The sequence below is a fragment of the Kribbella sp. NPDC059898 genome (assembly GCF_042730855.1).
In the GTDB taxonomy this organism is placed as follows: domain Bacteria; phylum Actinomycetota; class Actinomycetes; order Propionibacteriales; family Kribbellaceae; genus Kribbella.
Genome location: NZ_JBHWKR010000002.1, coordinates 152,270 through 175,340, shown reverse-complemented (window position 1 = coordinate 175,340; position 23,071 = coordinate 152,270). Strand labels below are relative to the sequence as shown.

Here is a 23,071-nt window from a genome sequence, read left to right as displayed (position 1 = left end):
CGGTGCCGAGACATCCGTCAACGCGTCGGTGAACACGCGCGGATCGGCAGGCTGACGAAAAGTGCGCGGCGCTAATCTTGGGCGGGCGTTGTCGAACTCCGGGTGGGCAGTTCGTGGACAGGGCAGGAGGACCTCGCCGAGGTCCCGGACCCGAGGGGACATCACGATGCAGAACCAGGCTGTGAGAATGACCAGACCGTTCCGGTTCGGGGTCGTCGCCCCGATCGGCCCCGACCTCGCGGCGTGGCGCGAGCGGGCGCGGCGCGTCGCCGACCTCGGGTACTCGACGTTGCTGATGCCCGACGTACCCACCTGGCAGCCGTCGCTCGCGCCGACGCTGGCCACCGCGGCGGCGATCGCCGATCTACGGGTCGGTTCCTGGGTGTACGCGGCCGCGCTGCACGAGCCGTCGAGCATCGCCTGGGAAGCCCACTCGCTCTCGGCGCTGACCGAGGGCCGGTTCGAGATGGGCCTCGGCGCGGGGCGGCCGGGGATCGAGGTCGAGCTGGGGATGCCGCCGGTGTCGCCGGCGGAGCGGCGGCGCCGGATGCGCCAGGTCGTGGCGGCGCTGCGGGAGTACGACGGGCCGGACGTGTGGACGCCGGTGATCATGGCGGTGAGCGGACCGAAGTCGCAGGCGCTGGCGCTCGAGGTCGCCGACGGGGTGACGTTCGTGCTGCCGGCGGACGACGATCGGGTGCAGACCACGCGCCGGGTGCGGGAGTTCGGTGGCAGTCGGGACATCGAGCTTGCTCAGCACGTCGCTGTAGTCGGTGACGGTGTCGCGCCGTTCATGGCGGCGCCCGGTCTCGACACCGCGGCACTTCACGCAGCGGACTCGCTGATCGTCCTGCCGAGCGACCCGGTGGCTGCGGCTGAGGAGATCCAGCGGCGGCGGGACGAGATCGGCTTCTCGTACTTCGTCATCGGCGCCGACTTCGCCGACACGCTCGCGCCCGTGGTGGCCAAGCTCGCCGGTCAGTAGCTCAGATGCTGCGCGCGGCGAGCGGGGGGAGGGGACCGCGCGCAGGGCTGAGGAGGCGGTCGTTGAGCGCGTCCAGGGCGAGGCTGGCGGCACCGAGCGCGACGCAGAGCGCGCCGAGAGCGGAGGCTCGTACTTCGGGGACGCGCGGGCAGAGGCGGTCGAGCTCGGCGGTGAGCGGTTCGAGGAGTACGTCGGCCGCCTGCGAGAACGCGCCGCCGAGGACGAGTACGCGCGGGTCGACGATCGCGATCGCTGTTGCGGCCGCCACCGCCATCGCCTGGGCGTACTTCCGGACGGCGGCGCGGGCGGCTCGATCCCCGTCGCGTGCGGCGGCGAACGCCCGCTCGGCCTTGTCCACCACCGGAACGTCGGCCGGCACCACCGCATGCAAATACCCGAGCGCCGCCTCCCAGGCAACCCCCCGCAACGCCGACATGTCAGCCGCCGCCCCGAACGCCCCCCGCCGCAACTTCCCATCCATCACCAGAGCCAGCCCGGTCCGCCGCCCCGCATGCAAGAACACCATGTCTGCCGAGGTGCCGTGGCGTTGTTCGGCGAGGGCGGCTAGTTGGCTGTCGTTGTCGGCGAGGGCCAGGTGGGTGGTGAAGTGGGAGGGGAGGTTGGTGCCGGCCCAGTCGGGGATGGCGTTGGCCTGGACGACTGTGCCGGTGGGGTCGACGATGCCGGTGGTGCCGGCGCCGACGGCCCACACCCGGCTCGGCGGTACGTCGGCCTGGCGGGCGCAGGCGGCGACCACCTCGTCGGCGACCGCCAACCGCTCCGCACGTGCCAGCTCGGGCGTCACCGTCTGTCGTGTGCTCGCCAGCGTCCGCCCGTCGAGGTCCGTGAGCACCCCGCGCACGGAGTACGCCCCGATGTCGAGCCCCACGACGTACCCAGCCTCTGCCCGAAACCGGTAGCTCCGCGCCGGCCGGCCCCGTCCGCGGATCGCGGGACTCTCCTCGACCAGCCAGCGCCGCTCGACCAGACTCGCCAGCACCTCTTCGACCGCAGTACGCCCGATCCCGCTCTGCTCGACGATCTGCGCCACCCGCAGCTCCCCGGCGCCGCGCACCGCGGCCAGCACCGCCCGCTCGTTGAGCCGCCGCAACCGCGATGGATCCCCGCCGTCCGCCACCATGATCGCCCAGCATAGAACCGAAGAACGGCTAGTACCCCGCCTCCCGGCACGCGTGCCGGGCGGTGACCCGCACGAGGTACCCCTCCGGGAGCAGCCGATACGCCGGAAACCCTGGAACATTGGACTTCAACAAACCGTTGACGGCGATTGGCCTGTGTGTCACTCTGTCGCTGTTCGGAATCTTCTTTCCGTAGAGCGGAAAAGCGTTGGAGGCAGCATGGCATCCACCACCCCTGCACCCGCCCGCCCCGAGGACGAACGGCTGCCCTTCGCGCAGCTGGTCGTCTACGGCACCCAGCACATCCTGACGATGTACGGCGGGCTGATCGCACCGCCGCTGATCGTCGGCAGTGCGGCCGGGCTGTCCGCGCAGGACATCGGGTTGCTGGTCACGGCCGGCATCTTCATCAGCGGCCTCGCGACGCTGCTGCAGTCGCTGGGTCTCGGGCCGTTCGGGGCCAGACTGCCCATCGTGCAAGGGATCTCGTTCGCGAGCGTGTCGACGATGGTGTCGATCGCCTCGCACGGCGGCGTCCGGCCGGTGTTCGGCGCGATCCTGGTGGCGGGCCTGATCGGCGTGGTCGCGTCGTCGTTCTTCGCGCACCTGGTGAAGCTGTTCCCGCCGGTCGTCACCGGGTCGATCATCACGGTGATCGGGGTGTCGCTGCTGCCGGTCGCCTTCGACTGGGCGCTCGGCGGGGTCGGCGCGAAGGGGTACGGGAACCCGAGCAACATCGCGCTCGCGGGCCTGACACTGCTGGTGATCCTGGTGATCAGCCGCGTGTTCCAGGGGTTCGTGTCCCGGTTGTCGATCCTGATCGGGATGATCGCCGGCACGCTGGTCGCCGTACCGTGGGGCAAGGCCGACTTCTCCGCCGTACCGCACGGCAAGGTCGTCTCGTTCCCGCCGATCTTCGGGCTCGGTACGCCGGTGTTCCACGCCGGCGCGATCGTCGCGATGACGATCGTGATCTTCGTGATCATGACCGAGACGATGGCCGACATCATCGCGATCGGCCAGATTGTCGAGACACCCGTCGACCACCGGCGGGTGGCGAACGGGCTGCGCGCGGACATGCTGTCGAGCACCGTCGCGCCGGTCTTCGGGGCCTTCCCGGCGAGCGCGTTCGCGCAGAACGTCGGCCTCGTGGCGATCACCGGGATCAAGTCCCGGTTCACGGTCGCGGTCGGCGGCGGCGTCCTGGTCCTCCTCGGGCTGGTGCCGATCTTCGGCCGGGTGGTCGCGGCGATCCCCGCTCCGGTGCTCGGCGGCGCCGGGATCGTGCTGTTCGGGTCGGTCGCGGCGAGCGGCATCCGGACGCTGTCCCGGGTCGAGTACGCCGACAACCTGAACCTGGTCGTGGTCGCGGTGGCGATCGCGATGGGCCTGGTCCCGATCGCCCGCCCGCACTTCTGGGACAAGTTCCCGTCGGGCGTCGGCGTCGTCCTCGACTCGGGCATCAGCGCCGCGGCCGTCACCGCCGTACTGCTCAACCTCTTCTTCAACCGCTGGCGCGCCCTCGTCAAGGCCAAGCCCTCGGTCTTCGCCGCGGCACCGGACGAAAGGGGTACTGCGCTCCCTTAACGGATAGTTCCGCCGGGCTGAGGTGGTCAGCCCCCGCTCGCAGGTGCCTGGTTGCTAACGGCGAGGGCGCCCACCAGGGGGACGACGGATCGTGGTCAGGCTGTCACGTTATGAAGTACCGTGCTGACTGGTCCTGTTGGTTCGAGAGGCGGGTGGTTGTGAGCGAGTTGCGCGCGAGGAACGGCGACCATGACCCGGACCGCCCCGATCGCGAACAGCCCGCAGACTCCCGGCCCGAACGTCCGGACCCGGTCCCCGAACCCGAAGAGCCGCTCCCGAACTGGGCCGACCGATACTCGCCCGAAATGCGCCGCAAGCTCGCAGCCGACGACACCATCGCCAGGCTGCACTACACGTCACCCCGCGATCCATCCGACTCGCGCGAGCCCACCGAGCAAGACACCCCTCAGCACGACGCCGTCAGGCCCGCCCGCGAACCGTCAACCGACGACCTGCCACATCTCCCGGCAAAGCTCCGCGAGCAGATGGCGAACGACCCAGTCTTCACCCGCGCCGGCTGGTCCCGCGAGAACCACGATCCGACCGACGACGATCCACCAGCCGCGGCCGACGGACCCAACGCCGCTGTGCAAGACCATCCCGCCGCCGGCGACCACAGCGGATCCCACCCACCGCCCGAAGACCCACCCACCAACGAGCCACCGGCCACGGCCAGCCGGCCCGGTCCCGCCGTGCGAGAGCACCGCGCAGCCGCCGACATCGACGAGCCACAGCGGCCGCCCGTGGACTCAGCCGAGGTCGCACGCACCACGCCTACCGAAGACGGTCGTCGGCCGGTTGCCGATCCACCATCGACGGAACACCCGAACGCCGCCGAAATCCAACGCGATCAACCGACCGAGCCCCAAGCGGAGCAGGCCCTCGAACACGCTGACCAGCCCGCCCACGAGTTTGTCGATACGCCCGACGATCCGCGCGATATGGACATCTACCGCCGGATCCGCGAAGCCGACGACGTGGACGCGGTAGCGATCAACAGCGGATACCCGCGTGAGGTTGTCGAAGTCGCGAAAGAGAATCTGTTCATTCGGCAGCACGACGTTGCTGTCGGACCCGGTGAGACAAGACACGGCTACTTCACGCCGCTCCCGATGGTCGGGCAACTGTGGGAGCAGGTTGCTTCGGGTGCAGATCTGACAGACAAACAGCAGGCGCGGTTCTGGTCACTGCTGGCACACGAATACGTGGAGGCGAGACTGATGGAGGCTGGGGTCCCGTATCTGCTTGCGGCTACCGACGCCTGGGACGAGCGTGGGCCGAAGGTCGGAGAGGAGTATCCGACGGCACATACCGTGGCGCCGCGGAGCCTGCAAGCGGCGATGAGGGACCTGCTTGGACACTGGGAGAAGCTGAACCTGCCGCAGGGTGATTTGCGAGTGGCAGAGGACCTCTCCAATCTGGACGAGGTGGTTCGGGTGGCGAAGGAAGGATTGGGGCTGTGACGGAAACGGTGGCGCGTGAGCGGCTCCTGACGCGGTTGGTCGGGGCGAGATGGGACGACGACGAGGCCGAGCAACTGCATGAGACGTCACGGCGGCAGTTGGCCAGTGAGTTCTTTCGGCGCAAGGCGGTCTGGGCGAACGCGCTGGGGATTACCGAGCGCTGGCCGTTCTCGAATATTGCCCTGGCGCTCGATCCGTCAGTCGAGAGCGATCCGACCTGGGTGGAGCGGCTTGAGGACGAGAGTGGCCACGAACTGAACAACCCATTGGTTCGCAAGGTCATTACTGACATGTTCCGGTGGGCGTCGCTGGGAGGTCGGCCGTACGAGCGCTTCCCGGAGTTCGATGATCCGTACGAGCCTATGGTGCAGGTCTTTGAGCTCGGAGGCGAGTTCTGGAACGGCCAGGCCGGGATCGAGCTCCCCATCGCCGGTGTGGTCTATGGCAGCCTCGACGACCGGTTGGCGCAGGCGCCGATCCCGATCGATGCCGAGACGCTGGCCACGTTGGATGACCAAGATCGAATCGAGCTCGACAAGGTGCGAGCCCGGGCGGCGCAGCGCGCACAACAGACCCGAGAGCCTCCGTCCTGAGCGCCAACCTGTCACTGGCCTGCCGGACCGGCGACGCGCCCAACTCCCACTCCATCCGCTGTCTTTTTGTTCTTTCGTTTGACCGCTCCACTACAGGTCGGTGTGGCCGAGCCATGGGCGGGCGGTGAAGGTGGCGGTGAGGGAGGTGGGGGTTTCCAGCTCGAGTACGACGAGTTCGTTGGGTCCCTCGACCAGCAACGGACCGGGTACGTACAACGTCTGCTGCGGCCCGCGCCGCCAGTACCGGCCGAGGCAGAACCCGTTGATCCAGGCGTAACCCTTGCCCCAGGCATCGGTACGGAGGAAGAGGTCGGCGCGGGCGACGGACTCGAAGGTGGCGTGCCAGGCGGTGGGGCCGGGGACGAGGGTTGACGGGGTGGGGCCGGCGGCTCGCCAGAGTTGTGGGAGGTGGTCGAGGTCGATGGGGCACGCGGACCAGTCGGTGAGCTCGAGGGTGCCGAGGAGGACCGGCCCGATCAGGCCCTTCTGCTCGCCGATCCGGGGACCGTAGTTCACCCGGCCCATGTCCTCGACGACCAGTTCGAGGCGGCCGCGGGTGTGCGGGAGCATGATGGTGCGCTCGTGGCGTTCCCGTTCGAGTACGCCGACCGGCGCGCCGTCCAGGAACACCTGCACGCGGTCGCGGACCTCACCGAAGGTCAGCAACGCCGGGCCGCCCTGCCGCAGCTCGGTCCGGAAGATCGCGAGCCGCGCATCGAGCTCGTCCAGCGTCGGCATCGACCGGTGGTCCGACCAACGACCGCCGGGGCAGGCGAGCAACCCGGCCGGCTCGCCCAATGCAACGTTGAACTCGGGCGCGGCAGGAGCCGCCGAAGGCACCGAAGCAGGTACCGGTGCGTACCGCGAGAGCACGTCCCGGAAAGCGAAGTACTTCTCCGTAGGCCGACCGGCCTCGTCGAGCGGCGCGTCGTAGTCGTACGACGTCACGGTCGCGCGGTACACGCCCTTGTCGTTCGCGCCGCTGGTCAGCCCGAAGTTCGTGCCGCCGTGGAACATGTAGATGTTCACCGACGCCCCCGCGGCCAGCAGCGCGTCGAGCTCGGCCGCCGCGTCGGCCGCCGAGGTCGTGTGGTGCCGCCCGCCCCAGTAGTCGAACCACCCGTCCCAGAACTCCATGCACATCAACGGCCCGGTCGGCTGGTGCTGGCGCAGCGTCTCCAGCCGCTCCGCGACCCGCGACCCGAACGACCCGGTCCGCAGTACGCCGTCCAGCCCGCCCGCGCCGAGCATCTCGTCCGTCGGCTGATCGACGGTGACGAGCGGAACGGCAACGCCTGCGCGGATGACGTCGGCCAATGCCTTCAGGTACGTCTGGTCGGACCCGAACGCGCCGTACTCGTTCTCCACCTGCACGAGGAGAACCGGCCCGCCCTGGTCGATCTGCAGCGGCCGCACGATCTCCAGCACGCTCTCCAGGTACGACGTCACCGCGGTCATGAACTGCGGCTCGTACCGCCGTACCCCGATGCCCGGCGTGCGCAGCAGCCACGGAGGCAGCCCGCCGTTGTCGAGCTCGGCGCAGATGTACGGGCCGGGCCGGACGATCGCGTACATCCCCGCCTCGGCCACTTCGCGCAGGAAGCGGCCGAGGTCGAGGATCCCGATGGTGTCGAACGCACCGGGCCGCGGGCTGTGCAGGTTCCACGGCACGTACGTCTCGATGGTGTTGAGCCCCATCTGCCGTGCCTTCTCGATGCGGTCGGCCCAGCAGTCCGGGTGCACCCGGAAGTAGTGCAGTGCACCGGAGATGATCTGGAACGGGCGGCCGTCCAGCAGGAAGTCGGACGCACCGATCGCGAAGTCAGGCACTGGAGCTCGTTTCTCTGAAGGTTCAGCCGTTGACCTGGAAGCCCTGCTGGTTGCCATACGTCACCAGGGCATCCTGCCAGGATTTCAGGCCGGCGTTGAGGTCGGACTTGGACTGGTACGACTTGCCGACGGTGTCGCCGTAGATGCTGTTCGCGTACAGCTCGTACGGCAGGTACGTCCAGCCCTTCACGACGGAGTCGGCGGCACCGGTCAGTACTTCGTTGATCTTCTGGCCGCCGAAGTACGCGCTGGCCTTGCCGACGAACGCCGGGTCCTTCAAGTCGGCCGTGGTGGCCGGGAAGCCGCCGCTGGCGAGGAACGTCTTCACGCCCTCGTCGTGGTTCAGCCACCGGACGAACGCCGCCGCGAGCGCCGGGTTCTTGCTCTGCTTGAGGACCGACTCGGTGCTGCCGCCGTTCTCCGCGGTGGCCGGTTGGCCGTCGTACGTCGGCATCGGCGCGACCGCCCACTTGCCGGCGCCCGCCTTGACCGAGGACTCCATCACGCCGGGCATCCAGGCACCGGTCGGCAGCGTGGCGATCGTGCCGTCGCCGAGCGCCTTGTACCACTCGTCGGTCCAGCCCGGGATGCTCGCCACCAGGCCGCCCTGGACCAGCTGGTTCCAGGTGCCGGTCCACTTCTTCGTACCGTCGTCCTGCAGGTTGATCGTGACGTTCTTGCCGTCGGTCTTGAACGGCGTACCGCCGGCCTGCCAGATCATGCTGGTGGTGAACCCGGCGTCACCGGAGTCGTTGGCGATGTAGGCCTTCGGGTTCGCGGCGTGCAGCTTCTTCGCGGCCGCGACGTACTCGTCCCAGGTCTTCGGTACGGCGATCCCGTACTTCGCGAAGACCTCCTTGTTGTAGAACAGCGCCATCGGCCCGGAGTCCTGCGGCAGCCCGTACAGCCCGCTGCCCGCGTGCACCGACGCCCAGGTGGAGGCCGTGTACGACGACTCGTACTGCGAGAACCCGTACTGGTTCAGGTCGACCAGCGAACCCGGGAGCGCGAACTGCGGGAGCGCCTGGTACTCGACCTGCGCGACGTCGGGTGCGCCCGAGCCGGCCTTGATCACGTTCTGCAGCTTGGTGTACTGGTCGTTGCCGGTGCCCGCGTTGACCAGGTTCACCTTGACGTTCGGGTACTGCTTCGTGAACGCGGTGACCTGCGCCTGCGCCGACGGCGTCCAGCTCCAGTACGTGAGCTCGCCGCCCGCCTTGAGCGCCGCGTCGACCGCGTCGGCCGAACCCGTGGACTGACTGCCCGACCCGCCCGAACTCGACGACCCGCCGCCGCACGCCGCGACCACGGCCAGCGCCGTCAGCGCGGCTCCGGCAACCACCAGCTGCCGGAGGCCGCGAAGGTGTGACTTCATGCTGTTTCCTTTCACTTCACACTGCCGGCGCTCAGGCCTGATTGCCAGAAGCGCTGGAGAAGGAGGAAGGCGATCACCAACGGCACGATGGTCAGCAACGATCCGGTGATCACCAGGTTGTAGATGGGGCGGGCGCCCACTCCCGTCGCCTGGTTGCTCCACTGGGTGAGCCCGACGGTGAGCGGGTACAGATTCGGCTTGCTGAGCATGATCAGCGGCAGGAAGTAGTTGTTCCAGGTCGAGACCATCGCGAACAGCAAGGTGGTGACGATGCCGGGGCTGAGCAGCCGCAGCGCCACCGTGAAGAACGTGCGGACCTCGCCGGCGCCGTCGATCCGGGCCGCCTCGAGCAGCTCCGGCGGGACCGCGTCGGCGGAGTAGACCCACATCAGGTACAGGCCGAACGGGCTGACCAGCGACGGGATGATGATCGCCCACACGGTGTTCGTCAGCCCGAGGTTCGAGAACATCAGGAACGTCGGTACGGCGAGCGCGGTCCCCGGTACGGCGACCGCTCCGAGCAGTACGGCGAACACCGCGCGACGGCCGGCGAACTTGTACTTCGCCAGCCCGTAGCCGGCCGCGGTCGCCAGCAGGGTCGCCCCGCCGGCGCCGACCACGACGTACAGCAGGGTGTTGCCGAACCAGCGCAGGAAGATCCCGCTGTCGTAGGTCAGCGTGTCCTTCACGTTGCTGAAGAACGCGAAGCTGTTGCCGAACCACAGGCCGGGCGTGGAGAGCAGGTCGTCCTGGGTCTTGGTTGCGCTGAGCAACAGCCAGGCGAGCGGGACGATGGTATAGAGCAGGTACAGGACCATCGCCGCGGTCAGTACCTTGGAACGCTTGGTCTTCACAGCGCCTCCCGGGAGCCGCGGAGCTGGACGATGTACGCGATGATCGCGGTGATGACGCCCATCACGATCGCGACGGTGGCCGAGTAGTTGAACTGCTGGCCGGCGAACGAGAGGTTGTAGGCGTACATGTTCGGCGTGTAGTACGTGTTGATCACGTTCGGCGCCAGCGTGCGCAGGATGTTCGGCTCGTTGAAGAGCTGGAAGCTGCCGATGATCGAGAAGATCGTCGCGATCACGATCGCTCCGCGCAGCGCGGGCAGCTTGACCGCGAGGATGGTCCGGAAGGTGTTGGCGCCGTCGATCGCGGCCGCCTCGTAGAGCTCGCCGGGGACCGTGCGGAGCGCCGAGAAGAAGATCAGCATGTTGTAGCCGACGAACTCCCAGGTGACGATGTTCGCGATCGACGGCAGCATCCAGCCCGCGCTCAACGGCTTCAGCGCGGTGCCGAGCAGGTCGTTCAGGTTCGCTGCGAGGCCGAAGTTGTCGCCGTAGATGTAGCCCCACATCAGTACGGCGACCACGCCCGGTACGGCGTACGGCAGGAAGATCACGATCCGGAAGAAGCCGGCCGCGTGCAGGCGCGCGCTGTCGATCGCGAGCGCCGCGAGCAGCGCGAGGACCAGCATGATCGGCACCTGGACGACCAGGAATATCGCCACCCGGCCGAAGGACTCCCAGAACTTCGGGTCCTGGAGCGCCTCGGTGTAGTTGGAGAGGCCAACGAACGTGCGACCGCCGAAGAACGCCTGCTCGCGGAACAGGCTGAGGTAGATCGCGTACCCGATCGGGGCCAGGAACGCGACCGCGAAGACGGCCAGGAACGGACCGACGAACAGCCAGCCCTTGCCGTCCTTGAAGGCCCGCTTCCGCCGGGTCGCGGGTGCGATCGCCACGCGCTGGGCCACGGACTGCGCCATGTCCGTCGACCTCCGTTTCTGTTTGTTTCTGTTTACGCAAACATCTGAGCCGGACGTTAGCTTGTTTACGTGAACATGTCCATAGGTGTGTGACCAGGGAATCAGCCGGCGCGGCTGCGGCCGGTCAGCGGCGCTTGCGGGGCGCGACAGTGCTCTCGCGGACGATCAGCGGTGCGGCGACCGTGCCGTGGAAGTCGGTCAGCGGTGCGCCTTGCCGGAGCTGCCGGAGGATCAGCTCGACCAACTCGGTGCCGACCTGCTGGAACGGCTGCCGGACCGTCGTCAGTGGCGGCCAGAAGTGCTCGACGAGGTCGATGTCGTCGAAGCCGACGACGCTGACGTCGCGCGGCACCTCCCGCCCGGCCTCGTGCAGCGCGTGGATCAGCCCGCACGCCATCTCGTCGTTGGCAGCGAAAACAGCGGTGACGTCCTTGCGCTTGGCGAGCCCCTTGCCGAGCTCGTAGCCGGAGTCCGCGGACCAGGCGCCCCTGAGGATCGCGGGCACCGCGCGCCCGGCCTCTTCCAGCGTCTGGCGCCATGCCGTCGCCCGGATCTCGGCAGGTCCCGAGCCGTCGGGTCCGGCGATGTGGTGCACGGTCTTGTGTCCCAGCTCCAGCAGGTGCTGTATGGCGGCGCGGCTGCCGCCGACCTGGTCGGCACCGATCGACGGATGATGCCCGATGAACCGGGAGTCGGACACGGCGACCGGCAGCGTCGGCCGGAGCGCGAGTGTGCTCGGTGTCGCGGTTTCGGCACGGATGATGATCAGGCCGTCGATCGCCTGGTGGTTGAGCTGCTGCACCGCGTCGCTGACCTCGCTGGACGACGGTGTCTCCACGTCGACCAGACTGACCGAGTACCCCTCGCGGCGGGAGGCGTCGATCACCGCCTCGATGGTCTTGGACTCGCCGGTCCGGATGATCTTCGGCGCCATCAGCCCGATCGACCGGAAGTTGCCGCGGCGGAGGGCGCGGGCGGCGTGGTTCGGGGTGTAGCCGAGCTGGCGCATCGCGTCGAGTACGCGCTCCTTGGTCTCCGGCCGGACCGGGTCGGCGCCGGTCGACACCCGCGAGACGGTCTGCGCCGACACCCCCGCCAAGCGCGCCACATCACCGATCGAGGGCCCCGACTTCGGGTGCCCCTTGACTCCGCGACGCGACGGCTTGGCCTGGTTCGACATGTGCTCAATATAGGGAGTTGGGTGTGGCCGGAGCGGAGCAAGCGCGGGATGGGCGGGTGGTGAATTGCAGGTAGTGACATGCCGGGGAGGGGGATTCCGGAGCAGACCTCTGACATACTCCCCGCGTTCGTAACTCTCAGACCTGGGGGCGTTGTGTCGGTTCGTCCTGTTGAGCTGCTGCGGTGGGGGCTGCCGGCGGCGTTGGTGGCTGGTTCACTGGTCGCGTTGACCGGATCGTCGGGGTCGGCGGCGGAGCCGGGGCCGTACCGGCCCGGGTTCGCGCGGCACGGTGCGTCCGCGGCGGACATCGAGCCGAACGCGGTGCTGGTCAAGTTCAAGTCCAAGGCCACCGCGTCGGCGCGGAAGGCGGCGGCGTCGAGGGTCGGCACCGCCGAGGACACCGCCGGCGACGTCGTGAAGGTGAAGGGCGACCTGCCCGCGCGGGACCTGCTGAAGAAGGTGAAGGCCGACCCGGCGGTCGAGCTCGCCTCGCTGAACTACCGGCGCCAGGTCGCCGCGGTCCCGAACGACCCGTACTACGCCTCCAGCCAGGCGACGTACCTGAACACGGTCCGCGTCCCGCAGGCCTGGGACGTCTCGAAGTCCACCGGTACCCAGATCGTCGCGGTCCTCGACACCGGCATCGACGCCGGCCACCCGGACCTCGCCGGGCACCTGGTCGCCGGGTACAACGCGGTCTCGACCACCCGGCCGAACCCGGTCGACGACAACGGCCACGGCACGATGGTCGCCGGCATCATCGCCGCCGGCGCGAACAACGGCGCCGGGGTCGCGGGTGTCGGCTGGAGTTCGAAGGTGATGCCGGTCAAGGTCGCCGGCTCCAACGGCCTGGCCAACGACCTGGACCTGGTCGAGGGCATCGACTGGGCGGTCGCGCACGGCGCCACTGTGCTGAACATCTCGATCGCGAACCCCGGCGACAACCCGGTCCTGCACGACGCGGTCAAGCGCGCGATCGCGAAGGGCGTGATCGTGGTCGCGGCCTCCGGCAACGACGGCAGCGACATCGCGCAGTACCCGGCGGCGTACCCCGAGGTGATCGCGGTCGGCGCCACCAACGCCGGCGGCGTGCTCACCGACTTCAGCTCGTACGGCGACTGGGTCGACGTCGCCGCGCCGGGCTGGGACATCGTCACCACCGGCGCGCGGAACCTCAGCCAGTCGCCGTACTGGCTGTGCAGCGGTACGTCGTGCGCCGCGCCGATCGTGGCGGGTGTCGCCGCGCTGGTGAAGAACAAGTGGCCCGCGCTCACCCCGGCGCAGCTCGAGGCCCGGTTGAAGGCGTACGCGCGGGACGCCGGACCGCGCGGCACCGACCCGTACTTCGGCGCCGGCATCCTGGACGCGTACGCCGCGCTCGGCGGCCGCTGGGCGGCGGACTTCCCGATGAGCTCGATCGACCTGAACGACTCCCCGGAGCGCGCGATCCCGCTGTCGAGCTCGATCAGTACGACGATCAGCACCGAGGGCGAGACGGACTGGTACGAGGTGGTCAGCTCGGCCGCGCGGAGCCTGAGCGTCTCGCTGACCGGTTCCGAGTTCAACGGCGACAAGTACCCGCTGAACTTCGGCCCGCGGATCGACCTGTACGACGGCAACCTGAAGTCGCTGGTGTCCGTGGTCACGCCGTACCCGGCGACCGACCCGGCGACCGGCAGCCCGAAGTGGGGGCCGTTGACCGCGGCCACCAAGGTGAGCGTGCCGGCCGGCAGTACCTTCATCGCGGTCCGGAACGCGAACGGCTCCCGCGACACGCGCCCGTACACGCTGAGCGTCGAGGACACCGACACCGGCAGCACCAAGCCCGGCGTCGACTACCCGGTGCGGGACGTGTCGCCGCCCGACCTCGCGAGCGGGCAGGGTCTCGACACGCGTCCGAGCGTCACGTTCGCGCGGGACGTCGTGGCGAGCAGTGTCACCGAGTCCACGGTTCGGCTGCTGCACGGCAAGTCCGGTGCGGCGATCGGCGCCACGGTCGCGTACGACGCGGAGAACAGGCTGGCCGTGCTGACACCGTCGGCGCCGCTGCTCGACAACACGCCGTACCGGATCTCCGTGAACGGCGTCCAGGAGGCCGGCGGGACCGGTCTCGAGCCGTTCACCAGCGTGTTCTCGACGCTGGACGCCGCGCCGCCGAAGCTGACCTTCGACGCGAGCGGCGCGTACTTGGCCGCCAACCTGACCTGGAAGGTGCCGGCGCTGCCGGACCTCGACCAGATCGTCGTACGGCGGAACTCGACCAGCCAGGTCCCGACGCCGACCACCGGCACGCTCGTGTACTCGGGGACGGCCGCGGCGTACAAGAACACCGGGCTCGCGCAGGGCGTCACGTACACGTACGGCGCCTGGGCGAAGGACCGCGGCGGCAAGTTCAGCCCGGTCGCGGCGTCGCAGCTGCTCGGGATGAAGACCACGATCAGCAGCACGGCCACGTCGCTGAACTACGGCGGCACGATCACGGTGCGCGGCAGTACGGTCCGGATCGACAACAAGGCGTACGCCGGGCTGCCCGTCAACCTGTACGTGCGGCCGGCGAACTCGAAGACGTTCCGGCTGCTCGCGGCGCTGAAGACGACCTCGACCGGAGCGGTCAGCTACGCGTACAAGCCGCTGACGTCGTCGGTGTTCATGATGACGTTCCCGGGCAACGGGGACCTGATGGGCACCCGCAGCGCCGACCTCACCGTGCAGGTCGCGCCGACGATCTCGGCCACGCTGTCGCCGGCGTCGATCCGGCTGGGTCAGGCGAGCAAGCTCAGCGGGTATGTCGCGCCGGCGCACTACGGCAAGCCGGTCTACCTGCAGCAGTACGTGAACCGGGCGTGGAAGTCGATCGCCTCGGCCAAGCTGAGTACGTCGGGCGCGTACGCGTTCGGGATCAAGCCCGCGGTCCGCGGGCAGCTGGTCTACCGGGTGTGGTTCCCCACCGACGGAGACCACGCGCAGGCGTTCACGGCGAACAAGATCCTGACCGTCGGCTGAGGCCGATCTGAGCGGTGCGGATTGCAACAAGCTGCAATCCGCACCGTGCGGATATAACGTTCGAATAGCCGTACTTGCGCGGACGAGTTGGTATAGCCCACAGTTCCTGTCTGTGGGGAGTCTGAGAGCAATCAAACCGAACCGTAGGCAGCTGTTCGTGGCGGGGGCCGCGGCCGCTGTCGCGGGTGTCGTAGCAGCCGAGACCGCGAGCGCCGCCGACCTGTACGGGTCCGGCGAACTGGGGGACTGGACGATCCTCAGCCGCTCGATCTCGACCGCGGCGACCGTCACCTACGTCCGCGACCATGACGGCGTGTGCATGTTCGGTGACAGCATCGCCGTACAGGACGGCAAGGCGCTCGCCAGCAAGCTGCTGAGCCGCGGCATCAGCCTCGCGGTGCACAACTGGTCCGGACGGCCGACGATGCCGGCCGTCGACGCTCTGGAGAACTGGGCGCTGAAGTACGGCCTGCCGCGCCGGATCCTGATGGCGACCGGTACCAACGACATCTTCAACCCGCCGGTCTTCGCGGCACAGGTCGACCGCACGATGCGCATCGTCGGCAGCAACCGCAAGGTCGTCTGGGTGAACACCCAGATCTCCCGCACCGCCAAGTCCGCCGCGATCCAGGTCGCCGACCAGCGCAACAGCGCCTGGATCAACTCCCAGCTCCACGACGCCGAGAAGAAGTACCCGAACCTCGACCTCGTCCGCTGGGCCGAATACCTGGCCGCCAAGCCCTCCCGCCTCACCCAACTCCTCCGCGAAGGCGTCCACACCACAGTCCCCGCCGGCCAAGACGCCCGCAACGACCTGATGGTCCAAGGCCTGCTCGCTGCCTAGGACTTCTTGGTGACCTTGAGGAGGTGGCCGAAGGCTATTGAGCGGTCGGGGGAGTGGAAGAGGTCCTGGCAGGTGGTGAGGGTGATGATGGCGCGGGTGGGGGTTGTTTGCCGGCCGGGGACCGGGTCGAGGACCCAGGTTGCGGAGGCCTTGACGGTGAGGTCGCGGGGGGAGCCGTCGAGCTCGTACGTGTAGGTGGCGTTCTGGGTCTCGACGATGATCTGGTCGCCCTTGTTCAGGTCGAGCAGGCGGCGGAACGGCGAGCCGTGGGTGACGCGGTGGCCGGCGATCGCGAAGTTTCCCGGTTGGCCCGGGAGTTGGGTCTGCGGGTAGTGGCCGATGCCGCGGGCGAGGTCGTCGGCGGTGACACCTTCGACGATCGGCTTCACCCAGTCGGCGCCGAACTTCGGGATCCGGAGCAGTACGAACGGCTTGCCGGCGGCCGGCTCGGCGGTGGTGGTGCTGGCCGGTGTCTTCCACTGGTTGCGCAGCGAGTTCTCGGCCTGGTTCATCTGCTGGTTGGAGGCGATGCCGGTACCGAAGTACTGCCAGCCGACCCATCCGAGCACGCCGAGGCCCGCGACCAGCAGCACGATGCCGAGCCCCCGTACGACTCCCCGCATGGCTTCAGTATGCCTTCCACTAGTGACCGGGCGAAGGTCCCCGCTCCCGCGCCCGGTCCGGTGACCAAGTGCCTACTGGTCGTCGGTGGTGCGCCGGAACGTACCGGCCGCGCGCCATAGTGCGATGCCGAGCATGACCAGGGCGAAGCCGGCCAGGGGAAGCCAGAAGGCTGCCGCTGCGCCGGTCGACGCGAGTTCACTCACGCTGTACACGAATTACCACCTCCTCTCGCGTCCGGTGGCCGCGTGCAGGTAGGCGGTCGCCTGCACGCCTTGCAGGAACATGTCGTAGACCATCTCCACGACGAGCGTCGCCGCCACCGCCATCGCGAGCTTTCCGCGGCGGCGGACCGTGACGACCCGCTCGGCCATGAACAGGACCGTGACCCCGAGCCAGAACCCGTGCAGCCGCAGGCCGTGTACGGCGCCGTACGCCAGCGAGAACAGGTACGCCCCGGTGATCAGGACGCCGATCGCGCCGAGCGCCTGACGGCCCCAGTACGGACGGGTGGTGCGGCTCCAGCCGTAGTCGAACAGGTTCTCCAGCGCGCCGCGTTTCCACCGGATGCGCTGGTTCGCGAGCGACCGCCAGCTCTGCATCGTCTCGGTGGTCAGCGTGCAACCGGACGGCGAACGCAGGATGTACCCGAGCTTCATCAGCGCGAACGACAACTCGTTGTCCTCGGTGAGGACGCGCGTGTCGTACACCTGCGGCTCCCCGGGCAGCCGCCCGTCGGCCCGCGCCCGGACGACTTCCCGCAGTACGCCGACCCGCAGCAGCGTCGCCGTACCGGTGAGCACCAGGACCTTGCCGCGCTGCCGGCGGATGTCGAGTTCGTACCGGGCGTACTCGTTCGCCTGCAGCCATTCCACGAACCGGCCCCACCGCGATCCGGAATCGATCCGCCCGCGGAACACGCCGCCCACACCGCCGACATTTCCGGCGTACGCCTTCAAACCCGCCTGAATGAATCCCGGGTCCAGAAACGAGTCCGCGTCCTGGACGAGAATGACATCCTCGTCGGACAGGTTCGGCAGCAGCAGGTCGAGGACCTGGTTCAGCCCGCCGGCCTTCTTGTGCCGGTTGTCGACGGTCTCGTAGACCTCGACCTGATGGGCGCGGGCAACGTCGACGGTGCCGTCGGTGCAGTTGTCGGCGATCACGATGATGTGGTCAGGACGCCTTGTCTGCTGGCGTAACGCGGCCAGTGCGGAGGGTAGCGACGCTTCCTCGTTGTGAGCCGGCAGTAGCGCCACCACCGTGACGGCAGGCGTGCGTGAGCCCCCGCTCATGTTTCCTCCCCGTGGACACGGCCCCCAGTCCGCCGCGTCAAGAACCGCAACGATTATTACCCCCGAACCGCACTCGTGGGCAACACCAATGTAAAAAGAGTGCCAATTCCACGAAACTGCGGCTGGGGGTAACAATTCGGTCGCCCACCGTCGCCGAAACAATCACGAACGGTGGCGTAACACTGGCGGTCCGTTTCAGGACGACGGACCACTTGGATCGAGGTGCCGGCGTCAGCTCCGCGACCCCCGCCTCGCTCGCGACGTAGCCGGCGACAACAGTCGCACCAGTAGCCTAAGACAGCCGGGCACCAGCGAGATTTTCAGTGCAGCCAGGTGTAGTGGTGCTCGGGGCGGCCGGTGGAGCCGTAGTGGAGGGTGAGTTGGACGCGGCCGGTCTTCGCCAGGTCGGCCAGGTAGCGTTGCGCTGTACCGCGGGAGATGCCCGCGTCGTCGGCCACCTGCGCTGCGGTGACCGAGCCGGCCGCGGCGATCAGGATGTCGCGCACCAGTGCGGTGGTCTCCTGCGAGCGGCCCTTCGCGGCGGTCAGGTCGGCGCTGTGCAGGACGGCGTACGCGTGGTCGATCTGTGCCTGGTCGACCGGACGTGGTCCGGTGAGCGTTGCCCGGCCGCGCGCGTACGCCGCGACGCGGGCGGCGAGGAACTCGATCGGGAACGGCTTCAGGAGGTAGTTGACGGCGCCGGCCGCGAACGCCCGGCGGACTGTGGCGGAGTCGTTCGCCGAGGTGATCATCATGCACGGCGCACCGAGGCGGCCAATCAACGTCGTACCGGGTGCGTCCGGCAGGTACTCGTCCAGCAGCACCAGAGCAGGGCGCTCGGCCCGCGCCAGGCGCAAGGCGTCGGTCGCGCTCCGGGCTTGGCCGATCGTCTCGCAGTCCGCCAGCGTGTCGATCGCGTCCGCGTGCACCTTCGCGACCCGGAAGTCGTCGTCGACCACGAGCACCCGGAGCGTCATGGCAGCACCGCCGTCCGCGGCGCCGCGACGACGTCCTCCAGCCGGGCCGAGAACACCGCGCCGTGCGAACCCGGTGCACCGGGATCGGCGAGCAGTACGTCGCCCCGGTAGCGCCGGGCGGTACGCCGGGCCAGCCCGAGGCCCAGCCCGTGACTCTCGCGGGCGAACTCCCGGGTGGTGAACCCCGGCTCGAAGATCTCGCCCCGCGCCGCGGCCGGTACGCCGGTACCGGAGTCGACGACGTGCACGACCAGCGCGTGCCCGTCCGAGGCAAGCGTGACCTCGATCCACGCGCTGCCCGGCCGCGCGGAGCGGCACCCGGCGACGCTGGGTTCCCTGGCGGTGGGCTCCGCGGCGGCGCGGATGCCGTTGTCCACCAGGTTGCCGACGACCGTGATGCAGTCCAGGGGTTGGGTCAGGCGGCCGTCGACCCAGGTGGTGTCCCCGAGCCGCAGCCGGACGCCGGCCTCCGAGGCGGCGGCCGACTTCGCCGCCAGCAGGCCGGCCAGGTAGGGGTCGGCGATCCTGTCGCCCCAGGCGGTGGTGGATCCGCCCAGCTCGCGGAGGTAGTCCCGGGCCTCGTCGACATGGCCGAGGCCGAGCATCCCCGACACCGCGTGGATCCGGTTGTTGTGTTCGTGGGCCTGCGCCCGCAGCGCGTCCGTGAGCGCCCGGGTCGCCTCCAGTTCGCGGGCGATGTTGTCGAGGTCCGAGTGGTCCCGCAGTACCAGCACGTGCCCGAGGTCGGTGCCGTCCCGGGTGACGGCGAGCCGGGTCGCCCGGACCGTGTTGTCGCCGATCACCACACTCTCACCGACCGGCGCCTCCCCTCGAGTGAGCAACTCCACCACCACCCCAGGCAACCCAGCCTCCCGAACCCCCCGCCCCACCACCGGCGACCCACCGAGAACCGTGGCCCCACGACCCACGACCGGGGACCTGCTGAGGACCGTGGCCTCCCGTCCCACGACCGGTGGACCGGCGTCGGCGTCTCTGTTCGTTGGCGGTGGCGGGGCGAGCAGTCGTTCGGCCTCGGTGTTGCAGGCGGTGACGATGGCGTTCGGGTCGACTGCGACGACGCCGTCGCGGACGCCGCTCAGTACTGCCTGCTGCCCGCGCAGCAGGTCGGCCAGTTCCGCCGGTTCGAGTCCGTGCGTGGTACGCCGGAACCGCCGGGCCAGCGCGATCGCGCCGCCGATCCCGAGCAGCAGCGAAACGGTGCCGCCGGCAACGAGTTGGCGGGTGAGCGTCCAGACCCGCTCGTTCACCCGGCTCATCGCCAGCCCGACACTCACGGTCCCGACGATGCGCCCGTCGGCAGCGCGCAACGGCACGCTTCCGGTGGCCGACGTACCGGATGCTTCGCGGTCGATCGTCATCAGCTGCCCGCCGGCCCGGACGGCGGCGAGACCGGTTCCGATCCTGCTGCCGATCCGCGCCGGATCCGGACTGCTGTAGCGGATCCCCGAGCTGTCGGCGACCACGACGTACTGCGCGTTCGTGCCGGCCCGCACCCGCTCGGCCTCGACCTGGACCGGTCCGCCCGGGACCGGCCAGCCACCGAGCCACTGCGCGTAACGGGTGTCCAGCGCCACCCCGCGGGCGATCGTCAGCGCCCGGATCTCGAACTGCCGTTGCACGATCGCGCGGACGACGTACGTCGCGATCACCACCGAGCTGACGAGCGTGGCGGCGACCAGCGCGGTGACGAGCAGCAGGAGCTGGTCGCGCAACCGGAGCCGCGGCCTCCGCGCGGCGACACTGATCAGGCGCACAGCCCGAACCATAGTGCGAACGCCGCGCCGGCGGACCGGCGAGCGGCCGTGTTCTTTATGAACTCAACGCCGCGAACGCGCGCAACGTAGGCCGGACCAACGCTTCTTCCTACCGTGACGATCCACCGAACGAGGAGGACAGCATGAGACAACGCCCGGTACGACTCGCGACGATCCTGGTGACGTGCGCGGCTCTTACCGCCGCCGGCGCGATCAGTGCCCTGGCCGTGCCCGACCTGAACGCGAAGGAGCTGACGATCTGGGCCGTCGCGCCGCAGCAGACGGTGACGAAACAGACCGGCGAGCAGGACAAGTACAACCAGGAGCACGGCCGGCCCGCTCCCGCGCCCGAGCTGCTCCAACCGACCCTCGACAGCAGCCTTCCCGTGTACAAGCCGCTCGGGAGGAACCAGTTGCGCGGGTCGTACGACTGCGGCGCATCCGACGTACTCGCCGCGCTCTCGAAGGACTGGGTCCGGGAGTTCACCCGGATGTACCCGAAGGTGACGATCAACCTCGATCCGCCGTACGCCGGGAGTCTCGGGGCGCTCGCACTGATCGACGGGAAGCTGGACTGCGTGTTCGTGTCCCGGGAGCTGAAACCGTCCGACGACGTGGCGTTCCGGGCGAAGTTCGGCTACGGGCCGACGTCGATCCCGATCTCCGGCGGCAGCTACCGGCACTTCGGGTTCCTGGACTCGATGGGCTTCGTCGTCAACGCGTCGAACCCGATCAGCAAGCTGTCGTTCGACCAGCTCGACCGGCTGCTGTCCAGCACCCACAACCGTGGCGGCACGCCGATCCGCACCTGGGGCGATCTCGGGCTGACCGGCGACTGGAAGGACAAGCCGATCCACATCTACGGCATCAAGCCGTGGAACGGGTTCGAGGAGTTCGTCCGCGAGCGGGTGCTCGACTACAACGGCAACCGCGGCGAGTGGCGGTCGGCGGACACCGATCCGCAGGTCTCCTGGGACACGACGGTCTTCAAGCAGGCCGAGCGCGTCAAGAACGACCCGTACGGCATCGCCTACACCGGCGTGGCGTACGTCGACCAGCCGGTCAAGGTGCTGTCGCTGAGCAACCACGACAACGATCCGGCGTACGCGCCGACGTACGAGAACGTCGCGTCGGCGCAGTACCCGCTGAGCCGGCTCGTCTACCTGAACCTGAACAAGACCCCAGGGCGCTCGATGGACCCGGTCATGCAGGAGCTGATCAAGTTCGTCATCAGCAAGCAGGGTCAGGGCGTCGTCGGCAAGCAGGCCGTATTCCTCCCGCTCCGTGGCTTCCAGAGCGCGGCATCCGCCCAGCAGCTGACGTCCCTGCCTTAGTCGTTGGGGAGTAGTAGGCGGAAGCGGGTTGGGGAGGGAGCGGCGAGGGTTAGGCGGCCGCCTGTTGATTCGGTGAGGTTGCGGGCCAGGGACAGGCCGATGCGAGTGCTGCGGTGGCAGAGGGCGGGGGCAGGGGTGGTGAGGCTGCCCTCGTCCTCGACATCGACGGCGGTGGTGTCGAGGACGTCGTGGGCGGTGACCCGGACGGTGCCTTGGCCGTGGGTACGGGCGTTGTCGATCAGGACGTCGAGGATCTGCCGGCAGGTCGCGAGCGGTACGCGACGTCCACCGACCGGCGGCTCGACGGTGAGGACGAGGCGGCGTCCGGCGTCGGCGAGGAGGCCGTGCCAGCGGTGTTCGGCTTCGGTGAAGAGGTCACCGATCGTGACCAGGGCTCCGCGCGGGCCGTCGGCGGGGAGGCGGGACAGTTCGAGGACGTCCTGCACGGTGTGTTGCAGGCTGTCGGTCTGGCGGAGCGCGTCGGCTACTGCCAGGCGGGGGTCGGCGGCCGGGTCTGCCTCGGCGGCTTCGAGGGTCAGGCGGAGCCCGGCCAACGGCGTACGGAGTTGGTGGGCGGCGTCGGTGGCGAACCGGCGGGCGTGGTCCAGTACTCGCGAAAGCCTGTCCACCATGGCGTTCTGGGCATTGGCGAGGGCGTCCACCTCGGCGATGCCGGTCGGGTTCGCGCGGGCGGAGAGGTCTCCGGCGGCGACGGCGTCGGCGGTGCGGGCCAGAGACTCGAGCGGCGCGCTCAGGCGTCGGGCCTGCCAGGTCGCGACTGTGATGCCGATCAGCAGGGCGACGACGGCACCCCCGAGTACGGCGAGCCAGGCTAGCGCGATCCGGGTCCACACCGCGCTGGTCGGCGAGGAGGCGCGGACCACACCGATCACGTGCTCGGACGAGGCGACCGGTACGGCGACGACCAGCGAGCCGGCCGATTCGCCCTGGACGACGTGCCCGGCCAGACCGGCGCGGGTGGTGTCGTCGGGGGACTGTGGTCCGGTGCCCGCGCGCAGCTGCAGCGTCCGGTCGTACACCGCGAGCTGACCGTCGGTCGCCGCGCGGGGGAGCTCGACCGGGTCGCCGGCGGTGAAGTCGGGGCCGACCTGGACCGCGGCGGCCAGCGCGGAGCGTTCGAGCTCGGCGCGTTCGTCGGCGAGGAACGAGATCCGGATGCCGATCGCCAGCGGGACCGCGACCAGCACCAGCGAGACCAGGGCGGCCGCGAGCGCGACCCGGACGACACGACGCCGCATGCAACCATCATGCGGGTGCGGAAGCCGTTCCGGCGGAAGG

19 protein-coding genes are annotated in these 23,071 nt (G+C 69.2%); 7 read left to right on the top strand and 12 right to left on the bottom strand.

The window, feature by feature from the left end; all coding sequences use genetic code 11:
• Positions 1-187: 187 nt before the first annotated feature.
• Positions 188-985 (top strand): LLM class flavin-dependent oxidoreductase, encoded by a 798-nt coding sequence (locus ACFV9C_RS06360; protein WP_380191044.1) that lies wholly within the window; start codon positions 188-190, stop codon positions 983-985.
• Position 986: 1 nt separating this feature from the next.
• Here the strand turns inward: ACFV9C_RS06360 and ACFV9C_RS06355 are convergent, their stop codons facing one another.
• Positions 987-2,126 carry an ROK family protein gene (locus ACFV9C_RS06355; RefSeq protein ID WP_380191043.1) on the bottom strand — a complete coding sequence of 380 codons (1,140 nt, stop codon included), beginning with the start codon at positions 2,124-2,126 and terminating at the stop codon, positions 987-989.
• A 217-nt stretch (positions 2,127-2,343) separates the two neighbouring features.
• On the opposite strand from ACFV9C_RS06355, the gene ACFV9C_RS06350 reads away from it, so the two are divergent.
• The 3 genes from ACFV9C_RS06350 to ACFV9C_RS06340 all read left to right on the top strand — a co-directional run bounded on the left by ACFV9C_RS06350 (position 2,344) and on the right by ACFV9C_RS06340 (position 5,767).
• The gene (locus tag ACFV9C_RS06350) at positions 2,344-3,711 is read left to right on the top strand and encodes a nucleobase:cation symporter-2 family protein (RefSeq protein WP_380191042.1); all 1,368 of its coding nucleotides are present in this window, start codon (positions 2,344-2,346) and stop codon (positions 3,709-3,711) included.
• 110 nt (positions 3,712-3,821) lie between these two features.
• A complete protein-coding gene (locus ACFV9C_RS06345) occupies positions 3,822-5,174 on the top strand; it encodes a hypothetical protein (protein WP_380191041.1) in 1,353 nt (450 codons plus the stop codon).
• Positions 5,171-5,767, top strand: a complete 597-nt coding sequence (locus tag ACFV9C_RS06340; RefSeq protein ID WP_380191040.1) for a hypothetical protein — start codon at positions 5,171-5,173, stop codon at positions 5,765-5,767. Before ACFV9C_RS06345 ends, ACFV9C_RS06340 begins: the two co-directional genes overlap by 4 nt.
• A 90-nt stretch (positions 5,768-5,857) precedes the next feature.
• Here the strand turns inward: ACFV9C_RS06340 and ACFV9C_RS06335 are convergent, their stop codons facing one another.
• The 5 genes from ACFV9C_RS06335 to ACFV9C_RS06315 all read right to left on the bottom strand — a co-directional run bounded on the left by ACFV9C_RS06335 (position 5,858) and on the right by ACFV9C_RS06315 (position 11,923).
• Complete coding sequence (locus tag ACFV9C_RS06335; RefSeq protein WP_380191039.1) at positions 5,858-7,597, bottom strand: beta-galactosidase family protein; 1,740 nt, start codon at positions 7,595-7,597, stop codon at positions 5,858-5,860.
• Positions 7,598-7,619: 22 nt separating this feature from the next.
• A complete protein-coding gene (locus tag ACFV9C_RS06330; RefSeq protein ID WP_380191038.1) occupies positions 7,620-8,972 on the bottom strand; it encodes an ABC transporter substrate-binding protein in 1,353 nt (450 codons plus the stop codon).
• An 11-nt stretch (positions 8,973-8,983) separates the two neighbouring features.
• Positions 8,984-9,826: a carbohydrate ABC transporter permease gene (locus tag ACFV9C_RS06325; RefSeq protein WP_380191037.1), complete on the bottom strand. Its 843-nt coding sequence runs from the start codon at positions 9,824-9,826 to the stop codon at positions 8,984-8,986.
• Positions 9,823-10,743 (bottom strand): carbohydrate ABC transporter permease, encoded by a 921-nt coding sequence (locus ACFV9C_RS06320; protein ID WP_380191036.1) that lies wholly within the window; start codon positions 10,741-10,743, stop codon positions 9,823-9,825. The genes ACFV9C_RS06325 and ACFV9C_RS06320 overlap by 4 nt, the downstream gene beginning before the upstream one ends.
• 124 nt (positions 10,744-10,867) lie before the next feature.
• Positions 10,868-11,923, bottom strand: a complete 1,056-nt coding sequence (locus tag ACFV9C_RS06315) for a LacI family DNA-binding transcriptional regulator (RefSeq protein ID WP_380191035.1) — start codon at positions 11,921-11,923, stop codon at positions 10,868-10,870.
• A 153-nt stretch (positions 11,924-12,076) separates the two neighbouring features.
• Here ACFV9C_RS06315 and ACFV9C_RS06310 point away from each other — a divergent pair, with 153 nt between their 5' ends.
• Together ACFV9C_RS06310 and ACFV9C_RS06305 are read left to right on the top strand one after the other, a co-directional pair.
• A complete protein-coding gene (locus ACFV9C_RS06310; RefSeq protein WP_380191034.1) occupies positions 12,077-14,926 on the top strand; it encodes a S8 family serine peptidase in 2,850 nt (949 codons plus the stop codon).
• Between the two features lie 157 nt (positions 14,927-15,083).
• A complete protein-coding gene (locus ACFV9C_RS06305) occupies positions 15,084-15,770 on the top strand; it encodes a hypothetical protein (protein ID WP_380191033.1) in 687 nt (228 codons plus the stop codon).
• Here ACFV9C_RS06305 and ACFV9C_RS06300 read toward each other — a convergent pair.
• From ACFV9C_RS06300 to ACFV9C_RS06280, 5 genes are all read right to left on the bottom strand, one after another.
• Positions 15,767-16,393: a class E sortase gene (locus ACFV9C_RS06300; RefSeq protein WP_380191032.1), complete on the bottom strand. Its 627-nt coding sequence runs from the start codon at positions 16,391-16,393 to the stop codon at positions 15,767-15,769. The genes ACFV9C_RS06305 and ACFV9C_RS06300 overlap by 4 nt on opposite strands.
• 72 nt (positions 16,394-16,465) lie before the next feature.
• Complete coding sequence (locus ACFV9C_RS06295; protein ID WP_380191031.1) at positions 16,466-16,606, bottom strand: LPXTG cell wall anchor domain-containing protein; 141 nt, start codon at positions 16,604-16,606, stop codon at positions 16,466-16,468.
• Positions 16,607-16,609: 3 nt separating this feature from the next.
• The gene (locus ACFV9C_RS06290) at positions 16,610-17,686 is read right to left on the bottom strand and encodes a glycosyltransferase family 2 protein (RefSeq protein WP_380191030.1); all 1,077 of its coding nucleotides are present in this window, start codon (positions 17,684-17,686) and stop codon (positions 16,610-16,612) included.
• A 320-nt stretch (positions 17,687-18,006) separates the two neighbouring features.
• A complete protein-coding gene (locus tag ACFV9C_RS06285) occupies positions 18,007-18,663 on the bottom strand; it encodes a response regulator (RefSeq protein WP_380191029.1) in 657 nt (218 codons plus the stop codon).
• Positions 18,660-20,438, bottom strand: a complete 1,779-nt coding sequence (locus tag ACFV9C_RS06280) for an ATP-binding protein (RefSeq protein WP_380191028.1) — start codon at positions 20,436-20,438, stop codon at positions 18,660-18,662. Before ACFV9C_RS06280 ends, ACFV9C_RS06285 begins: the two co-directional genes overlap by 4 nt.
• A 143-nt stretch (positions 20,439-20,581) precedes the next feature.
• Between ACFV9C_RS06280 and ACFV9C_RS06275 the strand changes: the two genes are divergently transcribed.
• Complete coding sequence (locus ACFV9C_RS06275) at positions 20,582-21,772, top strand: PstS family phosphate ABC transporter substrate-binding protein (protein WP_380191027.1); 1,191 nt, start codon at positions 20,582-20,584, stop codon at positions 21,770-21,772.
• Here the strand turns inward: ACFV9C_RS06275 and ACFV9C_RS06270 are convergent.
• On the bottom strand, positions 21,769-23,031 hold the full coding sequence (locus tag ACFV9C_RS06270) for a histidine kinase dimerization/phospho-acceptor domain-containing protein (protein WP_380191026.1): 1,263 nt from the start codon (positions 23,029-23,031) through the stop codon (positions 21,769-21,771). The genes ACFV9C_RS06275 and ACFV9C_RS06270 overlap by 4 nt on opposite strands.
• Positions 23,032-23,071 lie beyond the last annotated feature (40 nt).

Excerpts from the sequence above, each read along its gene's own strand:
- ACFV9C_RS06330 (WP_380191038.1), bottom strand. The coding sequence starts at position 8,972 with ATGAAGTCACACCTTCGCGGCCTCCGGCAGCTGGTGGTTGCCGGAGCC.
- ACFV9C_RS06275 (WP_380191027.1), top strand. The coding sequence starts at position 20,582 with ATGAGACAACGCCCGGTACGACTCGCGACGATCCTGGTGACGTGCGCG.
- ACFV9C_RS06300 (WP_380191032.1), bottom strand. The coding sequence starts at position 16,393 with ATGCGGGGAGTCGTACGGGGGCTCGGCATCGTGCTGCTGGTCGCGGGC.
- ACFV9C_RS06320 (WP_380191036.1), bottom strand. The coding sequence starts at position 10,743 with ATGGCGCAGTCCGTGGCCCAGCGCGTGGCGATCGCACCCGCGACCCGG.
- ACFV9C_RS06355 (WP_380191043.1), bottom strand. The coding sequence starts at position 2,126 with ATGGTGGCGGACGGCGGGGATCCATCGCGGTTGCGGCGGCTCAACGAG.
- ACFV9C_RS06360 (WP_380191044.1), top strand. The coding sequence starts at position 188 with ATGACCAGACCGTTCCGGTTCGGGGTCGTCGCCCCGATCGGCCCCGAC.
- ACFV9C_RS06350 (WP_380191042.1), top strand. The coding sequence starts at position 2,344 with ATGGCATCCACCACCCCTGCACCCGCCCGCCCCGAGGACGAACGGCTG.
- ACFV9C_RS06270 (WP_380191026.1), bottom strand. The coding sequence starts at position 23,031 with ATGCGGCGTCGTGTCGTCCGGGTCGCGCTCGCGGCCGCCCTGGTCTCG.
- ACFV9C_RS06345 (WP_380191041.1), top strand. The coding sequence starts at position 3,822 with ATGAAGTACCGTGCTGACTGGTCCTGTTGGTTCGAGAGGCGGGTGGTT.
- ACFV9C_RS06285 (WP_380191029.1), bottom strand. The coding sequence starts at position 18,663 with ATGACGCTCCGGGTGCTCGTGGTCGACGACGACTTCCGGGTCGCGAAG.
- ACFV9C_RS06315 (WP_380191035.1), bottom strand. The coding sequence starts at position 11,923 with ATGTCGAACCAGGCCAAGCCGTCGCGTCGCGGAGTCAAGGGGCACCCG.
- ACFV9C_RS06290 (WP_380191030.1), bottom strand. The coding sequence starts at position 17,686 with ATGAGCGGGGGCTCACGCACGCCTGCCGTCACGGTGGTGGCGCTACTG.